19 protein-coding genes are annotated in these 14,753 nt (G+C 73.0%); 7 read left to right on the forward strand and 12 right to left on the reverse strand.

Features of this window, described 5'->3' with window-relative positions; genetic code table 11:
* Positions 1-190 precede the first annotated feature (190 nt).
* The 7 genes from TNCT6_RS31720 to TNCT6_RS31750 form a co-directional block, all read right to left on the reverse strand.
* Entirely contained in the window at positions 191-1,423 is a 1,233-nt protein-coding gene (locus TNCT6_RS31720; protein WP_141364522.1) for a cytochrome P450, read from the reverse strand.
* Positions 1,420-2,658 carry a cytochrome P450 gene (locus tag TNCT6_RS31725; protein ID WP_141364524.1) on the reverse strand — a complete coding sequence of 413 codons (1,239 nt, stop codon included), beginning with the start codon at positions 2,656-2,658 and terminating at the stop codon, positions 1,420-1,422. Before TNCT6_RS31725 ends, TNCT6_RS31720 begins: the two co-directional genes overlap by 4 nt.
* The gene (locus tag TNCT6_RS31730; protein WP_141364526.1) at positions 2,655-3,257 is read right to left on the reverse strand and encodes an ATP/GTP-binding protein; all 603 of its coding nucleotides are present in this window, start codon (positions 3,255-3,257) and stop codon (positions 2,655-2,657) included. The genes TNCT6_RS31725 and TNCT6_RS31730 overlap by 4 nt, the downstream gene beginning before the upstream one ends.
* A complete protein-coding gene (locus tag TNCT6_RS31735; RefSeq protein WP_141364528.1) occupies positions 3,232-3,591 on the reverse strand; it encodes a DUF742 domain-containing protein in 360 nt (119 codons plus the stop codon). The genes TNCT6_RS31730 and TNCT6_RS31735 overlap by 26 nt, the downstream gene beginning before the upstream one ends.
* Entirely contained in the window at positions 3,588-4,010 is a 423-nt protein-coding gene (locus TNCT6_RS31740) for a roadblock/LC7 domain-containing protein (protein ID WP_141364530.1), read from the reverse strand. Before TNCT6_RS31740 ends, TNCT6_RS31735 begins: the two co-directional genes overlap by 4 nt.
* Positions 4,007-5,881 carry an ATP-binding protein gene (locus TNCT6_RS31745; RefSeq protein ID WP_253266291.1) on the reverse strand — a complete coding sequence of 625 codons (1,875 nt, stop codon included), beginning with the start codon at positions 5,879-5,881 and terminating at the stop codon, positions 4,007-4,009. The genes TNCT6_RS31740 and TNCT6_RS31745 overlap by 4 nt, the downstream gene beginning before the upstream one ends.
* A gap of 262 nt (positions 5,882-6,143) precedes the next feature.
* Complete coding sequence (locus tag TNCT6_RS31750) at positions 6,144-6,629, reverse strand: TIGR00725 family protein (RefSeq protein WP_141364532.1); 486 nt, start codon at positions 6,627-6,629, stop codon at positions 6,144-6,146.
* Between the two features lie 6 nt (positions 6,630-6,635).
* On the opposite strand from TNCT6_RS31750, the gene TNCT6_RS41235 reads away from it, so the two are divergent.
* The 3 genes from TNCT6_RS41235 to TNCT6_RS31760 all read left to right on the forward strand — a co-directional run bounded on the left by TNCT6_RS41235 (position 6,636) and on the right by TNCT6_RS31760 (position 7,950).
* On the forward strand, positions 6,636-7,055 hold the full coding sequence (locus TNCT6_RS41235; protein ID WP_253266292.1) for a hypothetical protein: 420 nt from the start codon (positions 6,636-6,638) through the stop codon (positions 7,053-7,055).
* 65 nt (positions 7,056-7,120) lie between these two features.
* A complete protein-coding gene (locus TNCT6_RS41240) occupies positions 7,121-7,459 on the forward strand; it encodes a hypothetical protein (protein ID WP_253266293.1) in 339 nt (112 codons plus the stop codon).
* 50 nt (positions 7,460-7,509) lie between these two features.
* Entirely contained in the window at positions 7,510-7,950 is a 441-nt protein-coding gene (locus TNCT6_RS31760; RefSeq protein ID WP_141364534.1) for an Lrp/AsnC family transcriptional regulator, read from the forward strand.
* Positions 7,951-7,971: 21 nt separating this feature from the next.
* Here the strand turns inward: TNCT6_RS31760 and TNCT6_RS31765 are convergent, their stop codons facing one another.
* From TNCT6_RS31765 to TNCT6_RS31775, 3 genes are all read right to left on the reverse strand, one after another.
* Positions 7,972-9,084, reverse strand: coding sequence for a PP2C family protein-serine/threonine phosphatase (locus TNCT6_RS31765; RefSeq protein WP_141364536.1), 1,113 nt, complete (start codon positions 9,082-9,084; stop codon positions 7,972-7,974).
* A gap of 60 nt (positions 9,085-9,144) precedes the next feature.
* Positions 9,145-10,032: a Gfo/Idh/MocA family protein gene (locus TNCT6_RS31770; protein ID WP_141364538.1), complete on the reverse strand. Its 888-nt coding sequence runs from the start codon at positions 10,030-10,032 to the stop codon at positions 9,145-9,147.
* A gap of 174 nt (positions 10,033-10,206) precedes the next feature.
* Complete coding sequence (locus tag TNCT6_RS31775; RefSeq protein ID WP_141364540.1) at positions 10,207-10,437, reverse strand: hypothetical protein; 231 nt, start codon at positions 10,435-10,437, stop codon at positions 10,207-10,209.
* Positions 10,438-10,654: 217 nt separating this feature from the next.
* Here TNCT6_RS31775 and TNCT6_RS31780 point away from each other — a divergent pair, with 217 nt between their 5' ends.
* Entirely contained in the window at positions 10,655-11,473 is an 819-nt protein-coding gene (locus TNCT6_RS31780; protein ID WP_141364542.1) for an SAM-dependent methyltransferase, read from the forward strand.
* 114 nt (positions 11,474-11,587) lie between these two features.
* Here the strand turns inward: TNCT6_RS31780 and TNCT6_RS31785 are convergent, their stop codons facing one another.
* Together TNCT6_RS31785 and TNCT6_RS31790 are read right to left on the reverse strand one after the other, a co-directional pair.
* Positions 11,588-12,511: a helix-turn-helix transcriptional regulator gene (locus TNCT6_RS31785; protein WP_141364544.1), complete on the reverse strand. Its 924-nt coding sequence runs from the start codon at positions 12,509-12,511 to the stop codon at positions 11,588-11,590.
* 98 nt (positions 12,512-12,609) lie between these two features.
* On the reverse strand, positions 12,610-12,840 hold the full coding sequence (locus TNCT6_RS31790) for a DUF397 domain-containing protein (protein WP_141364546.1): 231 nt from the start codon (positions 12,838-12,840) through the stop codon (positions 12,610-12,612).
* A 153-nt stretch (positions 12,841-12,993) separates the two neighbouring features.
* On the opposite strand from TNCT6_RS31790, the gene TNCT6_RS31795 reads away from it, so the two are divergent.
* From TNCT6_RS31795 to TNCT6_RS31805, 3 genes are all read left to right on the forward strand, one after another.
* Entirely contained in the window at positions 12,994-13,488 is a 495-nt protein-coding gene (locus TNCT6_RS31795; protein ID WP_308789482.1) for an ATP-binding protein, read from the forward strand.
* A gap of 42 nt (positions 13,489-13,530) precedes the next feature.
* Positions 13,531-14,049, forward strand: a complete 519-nt coding sequence (locus tag TNCT6_RS31800; protein ID WP_141364550.1) for a hypothetical protein — start codon at positions 13,531-13,533, stop codon at positions 14,047-14,049.
* A gap of 294 nt (positions 14,050-14,343) precedes the next feature.
* A complete protein-coding gene (locus tag TNCT6_RS31805) occupies positions 14,344-14,610 on the forward strand; it encodes a WhiB family transcriptional regulator (RefSeq protein WP_301184408.1) in 267 nt (88 codons plus the stop codon).
* Positions 14,611-14,753: the final 143 nt, after the last annotated feature.

Below are 14,753 nucleotides of genomic sequence, written 5' to 3' on the forward strand. Positions count from 1 at the left end.
ATAGGTTCGACGAGCCGCGGACACGGGACCGGAACGGGGGACCGGTCCCGTGCCGTCGGGCGACCGGGCGCAGGTCAGCGCACCGCACGGCGCCCGCACACGGCGAACTCCGCGCCGCGGGCCGCCCCAGGACTCCTGGGGCGGCCCGCCGTCGAGCACCGCGCCCCGCCGCCGCGGGAACGCCCGGCACTCAGCCGTCCAGGCGCACCGGCACCTCCTGCCAGCCGAAGGCGATGAAGGACGGCACCTGGCGCAGTTCCTCCGCGCCGACGGCCAGACGCAGACCGGGGAAGCGGTCGAAGAGCGCGGGCAGCGCGGTCAGGGCCTCCATACGGGCCAGTGGCGCCCCGATGCACCGGTGCACGCCGATGCCGAACCCGAGGTGGTCGTCGGCACCCCGCGCGGCGTCGAAGACGTCGGCGTCCGGGCCGTAGTGCGCCGGGTCCAGCCCGGCGGCGGCGTAGGTCGTGATGATCGCGTCCCCCGCCGGGACGGTGACGTCGCCGACGGTCAGGTCGCTCACCGCGAACCGCAGGGGCAGGGACGCGATGGACGGGTGCACGCGCAGCGTCTCGTCGACGACCGCGTCCCAGCCGGTCTTCCCGCCGCGCACCGCCTCCACCTGCCCGGGACGGGTGAGCAGCGCGACGATCGCGTTGCCGATGAGGTTGACGGTGGTCTCGAAGCCGGCGCCGATCACCAGTAGCAGCGTGTAGAGCAGTTCCTCGTCGCTGAGCCGGTCCCCGTCCTCGTCCCGGACCCGGATCAGCTCGGTGGTCATGTCGTCGCCCGGGTGCTCGCGCTTGTGGGCGATCAGCCCGCCCAGCACCGCACCGATCTGCCCCTGCACGAACGCGGTGTGCTCCGGGCTCGGATCGGAGGTGTCCATGATGGCCGCGACCAGCCGCGAGGTGTCCTCCCGCAGTTCGTCCGGCACACCGAACAGCTCGCAGATCATCCGCATCGGCAGCGGATGCGCGAACTCCTGCCGGAGGTCCACCGTCTCACCCCGCGCCCCGGCGGCCGCCAGCTCCTCCAGCAGCTCCGTCGTGATTGCCTCCACCCGTGACCGCATCGCCTCGGTGCGCCGGTGAGTGAAGCTCGGCGCTACCAGCTTGCGCAGCCGCGCGTGGTCGGGGCCGTACGTCGACAGCATGTTCACCACACCCACCCAGCCGAGGATCCAGCCCCACGAGGGGTTCTGGCCGACCTCCGGCCACTGCCTCCAGTGCTTGCGCGGGTCCTTGCTCACCCTCGGGTCGAGGATCAGCTCCTTGAGGGTGTCGTAGCCCGTGGGCGCCCAGGCGGGGATGCCGCCGGGCAGTTCGACGGGCACGATCGGGCCGAGTGCGCGCAGACGGGCGCTCTCGGCGGCGATGTCGGCCCCGAACGGGTCGAGGGCGATACGGTCGGTCACGGTCACGGCGACTCTCCAGGCTGGTCGGGGGAACGCGGGCTGAACCGCACAGGCAGGGACGTCAGCGAACGGTGGAACGGGCCGGGCCGCCAGGTCAGCCGCTCGCGGGGCAGGACCGGCTCCAGGTCGGGCAGCCACTGGGTGAGCCGCTCGATCGCCTCGGTCGCGATGAGCAGCGTGGGCTGCTTGACCGGGCAGGCGTGCGGGCCGGCCGACCACGAGAGGTGCGAGGCGTCCTTCGGGAGGCGGCCACCGGTCGCCTCCCGCTCGGCGAAGTGGGCGAGCGCTCCGTACGAGATCACGACCGGTACGGCGGCACGGATCCAGACCCCGTGGAAGGTCATGGACCGGCGCGCGAAGTGGATGCCGTAGTTGGCCAGCGGGGTCTCGTGGTGCAGCACCTCCACCACGGCGTCCATCACCGGACGGGCCCCGCTGGTCAGGGTGGAGTAGTAGTCGGGGTTGCCGAGGATCCGGGACAGCGCGTTGGACACCAGGTTCGCGGTCGGCTCGTGGCCGGCGCCGAGGGTGAGGAAGACCTGCCAGGTGACCTCTTCCGGGCTGAGCCCCGCCGGGTGGTCGAGCAGCAGGCTCGGCAGGTCGTCGCCGCGCCGTTCGGTCTTCGCGGCGATCAGCTCCAGGACGTACCCGGCGTACTCGGCCTCGCCCTCGGCCGCCTGGTCGCCGCCCTCCATCATCGTGCCCAGCGCCTCGTTCAGGCGGTCGCTCGCGTCTTCCGGCAGCCCGAACAGGCTGTTGAACACGAGCGCCATCAGCGGGCGCGCGAAGTCGGCCACCAGGTCGGCCTCGCCGCGCGGCCCGACCCGGCCCACCAGCAGGCGCACCGCCCGGTGCACCCGTGCCCGCAGGTCGTGCGGTTCGAGGCGGTCGAAGGTGTCGGCCAGCGAGGTGCGGTAGCGGACATGGGCGGCGCCGTCGGCGAACAGGGTGTTCGGCCGCCAGCGCATCATGCCGAGCACCGGCGAGTCGTCGGGGACGGTCGCCTCCCACGGCCGCGGGTCGTGGGAGAACGACTCGGTGTCGTGCAGCAGGTCCAGGGCGGCCCGCCGGTCCGTGACGACGTACGCGGGTACGCCGGGCGCGAGTTCGGCCCAGCCCACCGGGCCCTGGGCGCCCAGGGCGGCGTAGTAGCGGTGGGGGTCCAGGGCGAAACCGTCCTCCCACAGCCGTACCGGAGCAGAGCGGGAGAAGGCCCGCCGGGCGGGGGAGTGGGTGGTCACCGGCGCTCCGAGGGATGGTCGATCAGATACTGGACCAGAGCGAGCAGCGCGTCGATCGAGGAGTCGGCGTCCCGGGCGTCGCACGTCACCATCGGGGTGGCGGGCTCCAGGTCCAGGGCCGCGCGCAACTCCTCGTCGCTGTAGTGGCCCGGCGAGTCGGGAAACGCGTTGAAGGCCACCGCGTACGGCAGCCCGCTCTCCTCCACCAGCCCGAGCACGTCGAACGAGGCGTCGATACGGCGGCTGTCCACGAGCACGAGCGCCCCCAGGGCGCCGTGGGTGATGTCGTCCCACAGCGGGCGGAACCGTTCCTGTCCGGGCGTGCCGAACAGGTACAGCACGATCCCGCCGGGAAGGCTGATCCGCCCGAAGTCGATGGCGACCGTGGTGGTCGCCTTCTCCCGGACTCCGGCGAGGTCGTCCACCTGCGCGGACGCCTCGGACAGGGTTTCCTCGGTGTGCAGCGGGCGGATCTCGGAGACGGAGTCGATGAGGGTCGTCTTGCCCACTCCGAACGGGCCGGCGACGATGATCTTCACCAGGTCGCGGGCGGTGTCGGGCAGGTGGATGCCGCTAGTGCTTGAGGGCGCGGAGGCCATCGGCCACTCTCTTCAGCAGGTCGGGGTCGAACCGTTCGGCGGGCGGGATCGGCGCGCGCGCCAGCACCAGGTTCCGGTCGATCAGATCGCCGGCCAGGACGCGGAGGGCGGAGACCGGCAGTTCGAGCAGCGCCGCCGCCTCCACCACCGTCAGCGAACCGTCGTCCAGGACGTCCAGCAGGGCCAGTTGGGCGGCCGGCAGGCCCGCCGGCGTGGCCCCGCCGACGGCGGTGAGCACCGACAGCCGCTCCAGGTGCGGTCGGCTGGGCCGGGCCACGCCGCCGGTCGACAGGTACGCGGGAACCAGGGGACGGCCGCCACGGCGGCCGGTCATGCCGGCGCGCCGCCGTCGGATCCTCGGGTCGCGGCGGTCATCGCCTTCTCGCCCATCCGCGCCACCTGGGAGTGGACGCGGTGCGCCAGAAGGTCCAGGCGAACCTCCGGATCCCCGTACGCGGCGACACACGTGCCGTGGTCGGTGGGGACGATCAGGACGTAGCCGTGGTCGGACTCGACGACCACCTGTCGCACCTCGGCCCGGTCCTGGTCCGCGAACGCCGCCGCCGCGGTGCGGCACGCGCCCTGCACGGTGCTGGTGATGGCGGCCACCCGCTCCGCCGAAGGCTGCGAGAGCGCGTCCGTGTACCCGGTGGCGAGTCCGTCGCGGGTGAGCAGGACGGCGGCCACGACATGCGGCACCTCGAGGATCGGGTCCAGCACCCATGCCGTGTCGCCTGCCTGACGGCTGGTCATCGAGCCGCTCCCTTTTCATGGTCGTTGTGTTCGTTCTCCACTGCGCCCGCGTCGCGCGGGCCCCCTGCCGAGCCTGAGCCGTACCGGCGTTTCGGCCCGGCGTCCCCCGCCCCGTCCCGGGCCGAGTCCGTCCCGACGGACGGGGGGCGGGGGTCCGGCGTCTTCGCCGTGGCGGGCCGGCGCTCGGCTTCCCCGGGTTCCCGCGGGGCGGTTCCGCCGTCGGTGCCGGGGCGTTCGTGTGCGGCGGGCTCGACTCCCTCGGGCGCCGACCGCCCTCCGGAGGCTCGGCTCCCGGTGCTCGCGGGCGTTCTCCCGGCGTTCGCGGGCTCTTCCCCGGTGTTCGTCGGCGTTCCCCCGGCGGGTCCGCCGTCGTCGGCCGCCCGTGTCCGTGCCGCGGGTCCGGCCCCGGCGCGCGCGGCCGCCGGGTCGGTGGCGCCGCGGGCCGCCGCCGTGGCGGACTGAAGACCGCCGAGCACGGCCGCGGCCTCCTCCGGCGTGCGCGCCGAGAGGTGTGGTCCGGACGCCGTCGCGGGCGGAGCGGTACGGCGGGAGCGGCGGCGCCGTTGCGGCAGAACTCCGCCCGTGTCGTGCGGAGCCCCACCGGCCGGAGCGGCGGGCTGCGGCGCGCCGCGCTGTTCCGTGCCGTGGGAGTGCGCGGTGTCGGCACCGTCCGGCGCCGGGGCCTGGCGGTGCTCCGCCGCGGTCTCCCGCGGCGCGGTCCGGCCGTGCGGGAGAGGGGACGGGGGCCGCGCGCTCGGCTCGTGGTGCGGATCCGCGGCCTGGTCCGGCGTGACGGGTTTCAGGGTCGAGCGGGGCGCGCTGGCCGCCGGTGGCCTCTCGGCCGGGTCGATACGGGTGAGCAGATGGCTCGCGACCCGCAGGACCGCGCGCACTCCTCCGTAGGGCGAGGGCGAGGACACGTCGACGCCCAGGTCGAACTGCCGGGTGAGCTGCCCGATCGCGGCGAGCCCCATGCGCGGCGGGTCCCCGAGATCGGTCAGCAGGATCGGCTCGCCGCCGGCCACCAGCCGCTGCCCGCGGGCCCGTTCGTCCGGTGTCATGCCCAGGCCCGCGTCGTCGACGGTGACGCAGACCCCGTGGTGGACGTGTTCCAGGTTGACCAGGACGTCGGTGTCGGGCGCCGAGTGGCGCAGGGCGTTGTCCAGGAGTTCGGCCACGATGAGGGCGACCGGCTCGACGGCGTGCGAGACGAGCGCGGTGCCCTCCTGGAGATGGTTGTGCACCCGCACCCGGTGGTAGCCGGCGAGGCGTGCCTGGCCGCCGGTCACCGCGTCGACCAGGTGCGACTCCTCACGCGCCAGCCCGACCCAGGCCCCGCACACCACCGCGGCGACCTGGGCCCGGCGCAGCGACTGTTCGTTCTCGTGGTCGAGCGTGAACAGGGTCTGCGCCAACTCGGGATCGTCGTAACGCTGTTGCAGACCGCGCAGGGCGTCCTGCAACCGGTACAGGGCGGCCTGGATCTCCCGGGTGGCGCCGCGCATCCCGGCCTGGGCGGCGGAGTCGATCCGGGTGCGCTGGGCGAGCAGTTCGGTGCGCAGGGCGCTCAGCACGCCCTCCAGCGCGACGCCCAACGGCGTTCCGGTGGTCCCCGGCTCCAGCGGACCGGGCACGACGACGTGCGGATGCGCCGTCTGCCGGGCGGCGGCGGGGATCCGCTCCGCCGCCAGATGCTCCACCTCGGCGGTCAACGCCCCTTGTACATCATCCAGTTGCTGGAGCAGGGCGGCGATCCGGTCGCGTTGGACGGCCTGCCGGCGCCGGGATCGCAGCAGGCCGCCGCCGAGGGCGAGGGCGGACAGTGTCCCGGCGGCGAGACCACCGGCCACCAGGTCCGGCATTTCGATCATGGGAGGCGGTTCCAGGAGACGTCGGGAAGGGCTGGGTCCGTGACCCTGCCCCGAGGCGTTCGGAGCACCGTACACGCTGTCATCGACCGAACTCACACGGTGGGCGACAACTTCTCTACGAAACCGCCCAGTTACTGTTCGTTTCCGTGTCAAGTGTCTGAATTGCCCGTACAGAAAAAAATAGGTGACGTACTGTCAGGTAACTTGAGCCTCAGGCTCAGTCAGGCTCTCGGTCTCCATCAGACCTACGGTCGCTCGAGCCTCAGGTCACTCGAGCCGAGGGCAGAACTGCCTCGACGGCCTCCGCCGGTGTCGCCGCCTCGACCGGCCCGTGGGGCCCGCCCGTGGCGGACGGCGCGTCCGGCAGGGCCCAGCTCTCCAGCAGTGCGACGGGCTTGCCCGCCCGCAGGGCCAGCGCCACCTCGCTGAGCGTGCCCCAGCCGCCGCCCACCGCGACGAGCGCGTCGCAGGTGTTCACGAGCAGCCCGTTGCGCAGCTCGCCCAGACCGGTCGCCACCGCGAGGCTCAGGTGCGGGTTCCCCGCCGCCCGGTCCCGGCCGGGCAGCAGGCCGACGACCGTACCGCCCGCCGACGTCACGCCCCGCGCGCACGCCTCCATGGCCCCGCCCAGGCCCCCGCACACCACGACCGCTCCCCGCCGGGCCAGAAGGACTCCCACCTGCCGGGCGAGTTCCACTTCCCGCTCGGAGGCCTCTCCGGGCCCGGCGACGGCTACACAGGGACGCATACGCCCATGGAACGGCCCCCGAACCCCGTCGGCAAGGCGGGCGCCGGCCATGCGACGAAGGGGACCCGCAAGACCGCCGGCGCCTTCCCCCGCTGCCTGGACTTGGCCCGGGGCGCCCGGATCACCGACATCGCCGGTCACGAGTACGTCGACTTCTGCCTGGGGGACACGGGCGCCATGGCGGGTCACTCGCCCGCACCCGTGGCCGAGGCGGTGGCGCGCCGGTACGCCGAGCTGGGCGGGGCGACGGCGATGCTGCCCACGGAGGACGCCGAACGGGCCGGCGCGGAACGCACCCGGCGCTTCGGCCTGGCCCGCTGGAGCTTCTCGCAGCCGGCGCGCTGCTCATCGACGACGAGACGCACACCTTCTCCGCAGGACCCGGCGGCTGCACCGCCGCCCGGGACCTGGAGCCCGACCTGCTGACCAGTGGCCAGGCGATCGGCGGCGGCATCCCGGCCGGCGCCCACGGGCTCTCCGCCGACCTCGCCGTGCGGCTCCTCGGCCGTGCCGGCCTGGACCTGGTGGACATGGGCGGCGACGGCGGCGCCCTGGCCGGGATCGACACCCACCGGCTGCCCTGGTCGGTCAGCCGCCTCGGCGCCCGTTCCGCGTACCGCTTCGCCGCCCCGGCGCCGCGCACCGGCACCGAGTCGGCCGCCGCCGCGGACGGCGAGCTGGGGGACTTCCTCCACCTCTACCTGGCCAACCGGGGCATCCCGCTCACCCCGTTCCACAACATGGCGCTGATGTTCCCCGACACCACCGAGCAGGACGTCGACGCGCACACCGAGATCTTCGCCGCCGCCCTGGCCGCACCGCACGGCTGACGGCAGGGCCTACGCTGGGGCGATCCGGCCGGAGAGGGAGAGCGACGCACGTGGACGAGATCGACCGGGCCATCCTGCGCGAGTTGCAGACCGACGGACGTATCGCGTACGCGGACCTCGGCCCCAAGGTCGGTCTGTCCGCGTCCGCCGCCCGCCAGCGGCTCCAGCGCCTGCTGGACTCCAAGACGGTCCAGGTGGTCGGCGTGACCGATCCGATGGCCATGGGCGGACAGGCCATGGCGCTGCTAGGCATCGGCGTGGACGGCGACCCGCGGGCGGTCGCCGACGAACTGGCCGGTCGCCCGGAGGTGGTCTACTCGGTGCTGACCTCCGGCCGCTTCGACCTGTTCGCCGAGGTGGTCGCGCCCGGCCCGAGGGATCTGCTGGACTTCGTCAACGACGTGGTCCGTCCCATCGAGGGCGTCCGGCAGGTCCAGTCGTTCCCGTACTTCGGCATCCACACCCACCGGTTCCTGTGGGACGTGGGCTGAGCGGCCCGCCCCGGCCAGGGGTCAGTCGTCCTCCGGCGGGTGGGGCACGAGCACGAGCATCGTCACGTCGTCGCTGAGGGTGCCGCAGTGCGCGAGGAGGTCGGCCATGACGTGGTCGGCGAGTTCGGCCGGGTCGACGGCCGCGAGCCGGGGCAGCCGGTCGAGCAGCGGGTAGAACACACCGGCCGCGTCCCTGGCCTCGGTGACGCCGTCGGAGGCGAGGAACAGCACATCACCGCGGCGCAGGGGCAGGACGTGCCCGCCGCGCCGCGGGACGCCGTCGGACAGGCCGAGACCGAGGGGCGTCCACGGCACGAGGCCGACCTCCTCGGCGTGCCCGTCGCGCAGCAGCACCGGCGGGGGATGGCCGCAGGTCACCAGCCGCACCGACTCCGCGTCCCCGTCGAACTCCAGCAGCACGGCCGTCGCGAACAGCTCCGCGTGCCGCACCTCCTGCGAGTCCACCACCAGCCGGCGGTCCAGGGCGGCGGCCACCCCCGGCAGGTCCGTCCGGTCGAGCACCGCCTCCCGGAAGCTGCCGAGCAGCGAGGCGACGGTGGACACGGCGGCCAGGCCGTGCCCCTGCACATCGCCCATGACCGCCCGCACCCCCTGGGGCCCTCGGCGCACGTCGAAGAAGTCCCCGCCGACCAGAGTGCCGCGCTGCGCGGCCCGGTACAGGCCCGCGCACCGCACCGGACCGACCCGTGAGGGAAGCGGCGGGACGAGGGCACGCTGCGCGGCCTCCGCGACCGTGCGCTCAAGGTCGAGCTGCGCGTCCCGGCGGCTGCGCACATAGGACAGGAACACGCTCAGCACGGCGACGAAGGTGACGGTCTCCAGGTCGGTGTTGCCCGGCCGGTTCAGCTGGAAGGCCGGCACGCTCAGCAGGGTCACCACCGTGGTGCCCAGCAGCGCGGTCGCCACCGGCCCGTACGACAGCACGGCCAGCGGCGGTATCGCGCCGAGCAGGAAGCCGATGTCGAGCGGGTTGGGGCTCAGCAGCGTGACCACGCACACGAAGAGGACCAGCACGACCGGCAGCACACGTATCCAGCGGGGCGGCGGGGCGCCGTGCAGCCAGCCGCGCCGGTGCGGGTCCCGGCGCCGGACCGGGGCAAGCAGCTTCACCACATGACCACGCTGCTACGCCGGACCGGGTACCGCACGCCGGAAGCCCGGCCCGCCGGGAAGTCAGTCCGCGTCGCGTGCCAACTCGGCCTCCGCCGCCGCGAGTATCTCGGTGACCCGCAGGCCGAACGCGGCGTCGCACGGGTGCGGGCGCCCGGTGCGCGCGGCGGCGAGCAGCGCGTCCGTCGCCCGGCCGTAGGCGGCGACGGCGTCCTCGGAGCTCTCCGGGAGCAGGGTCACCCCGGCCTCGCCCCGCAGCTCCACGGTGGCCCCGGCCGCCGCCGGGGGAGCGGTCAGGCTCAGGGTGAGGGTGCTGGACGCGCCGCCCACGTGGTCGAGGACCGCGTGCACCGTGTCCCCGGGGCCGTGCGCGGCGGCCGTCACACGCCGTACGTCGCCGAGGACCGGCAGCAGCACCGACAGCGCGTGCGGGCCGACGTCCCACAGCGCGCCCTTCTCCCGCCGCCACGGCGAGGCGGCGAACGGGCTGTCGCCGGTGAAAACGGCGCCCAGCCACTGCGCGCGTGCTGTGAACCAGTCCCCCCGGGCCGCCTGCTCGGCGATCCAGGCCTCCGGTTCGGGCTGGAAGCGGGTGGTGAAGAAGACCACCGAGGCCACGCCGGTCTCCCGGACGGCCCCGACCACAGCGCGGCCCTGTTCCACCGTCGCGGCGAGCGGCTTGTCGAGCAGCAGATGACAGTGAGCCCGCGCGGCCCGCACCGCGAGGTCGGCCTGCACGTGCGGGGGCAGCGCTACGGCGACCGCGTCCACCTCCGCCAGCAGGGCGTCGAGGTCGTCGTAGGCGTGGGTGCCGTGTCGTTCGGCAAGATCCTTGGCGGCGGCCGTGCGCCGCCCCCATACGCCGGCGAAGTCCAGCTCGCCGTGTTCGCTCAGGGCGGGAGCGTGGACCATCCGAGCCCAGGGGCCGGTGCCGAGCAGTCCGATGCGCATACCGGTGCCTCTCCACTGTGCCGGACAGAGTGACGGCCGGCCTTACGGGCCGGTCGTCACCGAGCGTGTCACAGGAACCGGGTGCCCGAGCAAGCCCGCGGACGAAAGCGGGCACGGATCGGGCCTGGCGGGCGCGGCCCGGCGTACGCCCGCCGGGCCGGGGCGCACGCCGGCTCAGGCGGCCCGCCGCCGCTCGTCGGCGGCGGCCGGGTCCGGTGGGGGCGCGACCGGGCCGGCATCGGACCCGGTGCCGCGGCGGCCACCCGGGAGCAGCCGCAGATGTGCGCGGCGCCCGGCATGGCGGCCCCGCGCGGGAGCCGGATCCAGCATCCGCTCCTCCACGCGGTCCATGACCACCAGCAGCACGGACACGAGCGGCAGCAGCAGAACGGCGACGAAGACCATGACACCCCCTTGTCCGACAGGGGATCCGGGTGCTCCGTACCGGGCGGATGATGAGTGCCGTCCGGTGAAGAGTTCGTGAGGATCGGGACAGACCGTGATGCCCTCCCGGGACGCCGTTCGTCCCCGGGCTGGTTTGGGAAGACGCGGCTTCCCTAGGATGTACTCTCAGTCGGACCGGCCCAGTTGGCGCGGTGGAATCGGCGAATCTGGGGGACTGATGCCTGCGGAGAACCAGCTGTCGACGAACATTGACGAGAACGTGCCGACGGCTGCGCGTATGTACGACCACTACCTGGGTGGCAAGGACAACTACGCGGCCGACCGGTCCGCGTGCGAGGAACTCGACAAGGTCGTCCCCAGCACCCGCCGGCTCGCCCTGAACAACAGGCGCTTCCTGCAACGGGCCGTCCGCACGCTCGCCGAGGAGCACGGGATCCGGCAGTTCCTGGACCACGGCTCCGGTCTGCCCACGCAGGACAACGTGCACCAGGTCGCCCAGCGCGTCGCCCCCGAGTCGCACGTGGTGTACGTGGACAACGACCCGATGGTGCTGGTCCACGGCCGGGCCCTGTTGCAGCAGGACGAGCGCACCGCGGTCATACACGCCGACCTGCGGCAGACCGACGAGATCTTCTCGCACCCCGAGACCCAGCGCCTGATCGACTTCTCGCAGCCGGTGGCCGTGCTGTTCAACTCGGTCTTCCACTGCATCCCGGACAGTGACGCCAACGGTCCGCTCGCCGTGGTGGAGCGTGTACGGGAACGGCTCGCGCCCGGCAGCATCATGCTCATGTGCCAGCTGGTCAGCGAGGACCCCGAGGTGCGGGCCTTCGTCACCGACTTCATGGACAAGGCCACGCAGGGGCATTGGGGCCGGGTGCGCCAGGAGAAGGACGTCGCCGAATGGTTCGAGGGCCTGGAGCTTCTCGAGCCGGGCCTGGTGGAGGTGTCCACCTGGCGGCCGGACTCCGAGGTGGCGCCTCGTCAACTCACCCATGAATGGGTGGAGTTCGGCGGCATAGGCCTGATCCGCTAGCGGATCGGCGTACGGCGGCACCGCCACGAACGACGACGCCCCGCCCAGGACCCGGACACCGGGTTGTGGACGGGGCGTTCGCCTTGACCGGGCCTTCGCCGGATCGCTGTCTCGCTAGGACGCGGACGCGTAACGGTCGTTGGCGGTCTTGCGCAGCAGTGCCAGGGTCTCGTGCGGCGTGAGCGCCTCGTCGGCCAGCCGGTCCAGGGCGATCCGGTACTCCTCCGTCTCGTCGCGGTCCTCGAGGAAGTTGGCGCTTCTGATGTGTTCGAGGTAGACGACGTCGGGCAGGTCGAGGCCGCCGAACCGGAGATACGTGATCGGGATGGCGGGCGCGGACGCGTTCGTCACGTCCAACGGGACGATCTGCACGGTCACGTTGGGGCGCTGCGCCATGGTGACGAGGTGGTCGAGCTGCTCGCGCATGACCTCGCGGCTGCCCAGAACACGCAGCAGGACCGATTCGTCAATGACCGCCCACACCTGCGGCGCGTCCTGGCGCAGCAGCAACTGGGCTCGTCGCATGCGCAGTTCGACGCGCCGCTGTACCTCGCCCGCCGAGGCGGTCGGCAGACCCCGCTCCACCACGGCCCGGGTGTACGCCGCGGTCTGGAGCAGACCGGGAACGTACTGGATCTCGAAGGTGCGGATCGCGGCGGCCGCCTCCTGGAGGCCGACCAACCGGTCGAACCACTCGGGCATCAGCCGCTTGTCGTAGCGCTGCCACCAGCCGGGCTCGCCCGCCCGCCGCAGCAGCCTGAGCAGGACCGAGGACTCGTACTCGTCGGTGCCGTACAGCTTCAGCAGGGCGCGGACGTCGCCCTCGGCCGGAGGGCGGCGTCCCTTGCCCGACTCGATGCGCGAGAGCTTCGCGGCGCTGAAACCGAGTTCGCGCGCCGACTGCTCCTGGGACAGGCCCGCGTCCTCGCGGAAGCCCGCCAGCTGGACGCCGACCAGCATCTTCAGCAGAGTCGGGGCCGGCTCGGACCGGTCCAGATAGGGCTCGAGGCGGGAGATGCGATGTGGCTCGGCGGACATCCTGACTCCCAGTAGACCGGCAGGCTGAAAAGTCACCGTACCGCACCGTCCGGCTGCGGAGCGCACTCGCCGGGGCAAGTTGCCAAGTTCGTTCCGCTTCACAGCAGATGGTCGAACTCGCCCTCCTTGGCGCCGGCCAGGAACGCGGCCACCTCCGCGGGGGTGTAGACCAGCGCGGGGCCGTCGGGGTCACGGGAGTTGCGCAGCGCGATGTCACCGCCGACCAGAGTGGCGACTTCCACGCAGTTGCCTTCGGCGTTGCTGTGCCGGCTCTTCATCCAGCGGGCGTCCAGCGAACTGGCCCGCACTCCGTTCCGCACTGGTGGCACCGCGGTCTCCTTGCTGTTCACGTTCGCACGTCCGCACGCACTTTCACGAGAAATTTCGCGTGCAATTGCACGCGGACGCTTTCAGCGTGGATAATAGCCGGGGCGTCAACCCCCTGTGGACGCTGTTCGGTGACGTCGCATCAGGGAGATGCCGTGCCCTCACCAGTGAGTCGAGAGCTCGAAGTGCCGAGCGCGGCCGCCGTGATCGCGCCGTGGGCGGAGGGGACCCCCGGCGCGCTCGCGGCCGCAGCGCTGCGGATCGACTGCGGACGGGAGGGGTTCGCCCGGGCTCGCGCCTTCACGCGCGAGACTTTGGGCAGATGGTCGGTCGGCCACCGCGCCGACGACGCCGCCGTCATCGTCACCGAGCTCGCGGCCAACGCGGCGACGCACGCGGTGCCGTACGCCCCGCCCGGCGACACCGCCGTGTGGCTCGGACTCGCCGTCGACGCCGGACAGTTGATCATTACGGTCTCCGACCCCTGCGCCGGCCGGCCCATACGCCGCACTCCGGCGGGCTTCAGCCTGCTGGAGCACGGCCGGGGCCTGTGCATCGTCGACGCCCTGGCCGAGGAATGGGGCTGGACCCCGAGGCCCCCGGCGGGCAAGTCGGTCTGGGTGAAGCTGTCGACGCGTCCGCCCCACTGAACCGCCGTTCCCCATACGGCCGCCGCCGGAAAGGACGACGCCATGCGCACCGTACCGACGGAACAGCCCGGCACTCAGCGCACCGACCGCGCGACCCCGTTGTCGGCCCTGGGGCAGGTGCCGTGGAGCGACATCAGGGACTCCACCGGCTCCGCGGCCGCCATCCCCCTGCTGCTCCACACGATGGCCTCGCGCGACGCCCGCACCGCCCGCGTCGCGCTGGACGATCTGCGCGGACGGATCTGCCAGTTCGGCTTCGTGGTGGAACAGGCCACCGCCGCCACGGTTCCCTTCCTGTGGGAGCTCGCCCACCTCCCGGGCGTGACCTGCCGTCCGCAGATCATCCAGCTGCTCCGGAGCATCGCGGCCGCCCGGCAGTGGGAGAGCGTCGCCGCTGTCTACCCCAAGGTCCTCAACCGCCGGGAGAACCCGGTGGTCTGGGAGCGCAGGGCGCGGCAGGCCGTCCGCGCCCGGCGCGGCGCGCTGCCGGCGCTGCTGGCCGATCGCGACCGCGACATCGCCGCGGCCACGGCGGAGCTCGCCGACGCGCTCTCCGACTGAGCCCGGCCTCCGGAACCTCCGGGCGGCCCCGACCGCCCGGACCGACTGCACGGATTCGGCCACCAGCACGAAGAATCACTCGCCGAGTGGGTCCGTGGCCGCAGGCCGTCCGCCCCGAGGGGCTCACGGCGCAGTGTTCTCCTGTTCGCATCCTGCGTGGCGTTCACCCAGTCATGGCCGTGGGACCGAAAAACACCTATATTGCGGATACCTCTGCCGGGTCGTGCGGCGCCCTGCTGCCGCAGACGGGAGCTGCCCGGAAAATGTGCGGCCGAGTGTTCAGCGGAGGTCCCGGTGAGCGTTGTCCGAACGATCGAGAACTGGCGCGAGCGCGGGGCGTGCCGCTTCGAGGATCCCGAGTTGTTCTTCCCGCTCGGGGAAAGCGGTCCGTCCACGCGTCAGATAGAACAGGCCCGCGCGGTGTGTCACCGGTGTCCGGTGCTGCGCGAGTGCCGGGCCTGGGCTTTGCGCAACAGCGAGTACGACGGTGTGTGGGGTGGCATGACCGCCGGGGAGCGCCGCGCCGCGGCGCGGCGCAGGTCCGGGGACCGCGGCCGGTAGAGCCGGAGGCGCCCGGAGGCGAGCGGTGGCCGTGCCACCGGAAATCGACTGAATTCGGTCAAACATGTGCCCGCGAGCCGGTCGCCGTGCATGGCACGGCGTGCCGCGGGCATACGGAGCAAAAATCGAGAGAGGGGCGCTCC

The sequence above is a fragment of the Streptomyces sp. 6-11-2 genome, from assembly GCF_006540305.1.
Classification (GTDB): Bacteria; Actinomycetota; Actinomycetes; order Streptomycetales; family Streptomycetaceae; genus Streptomyces.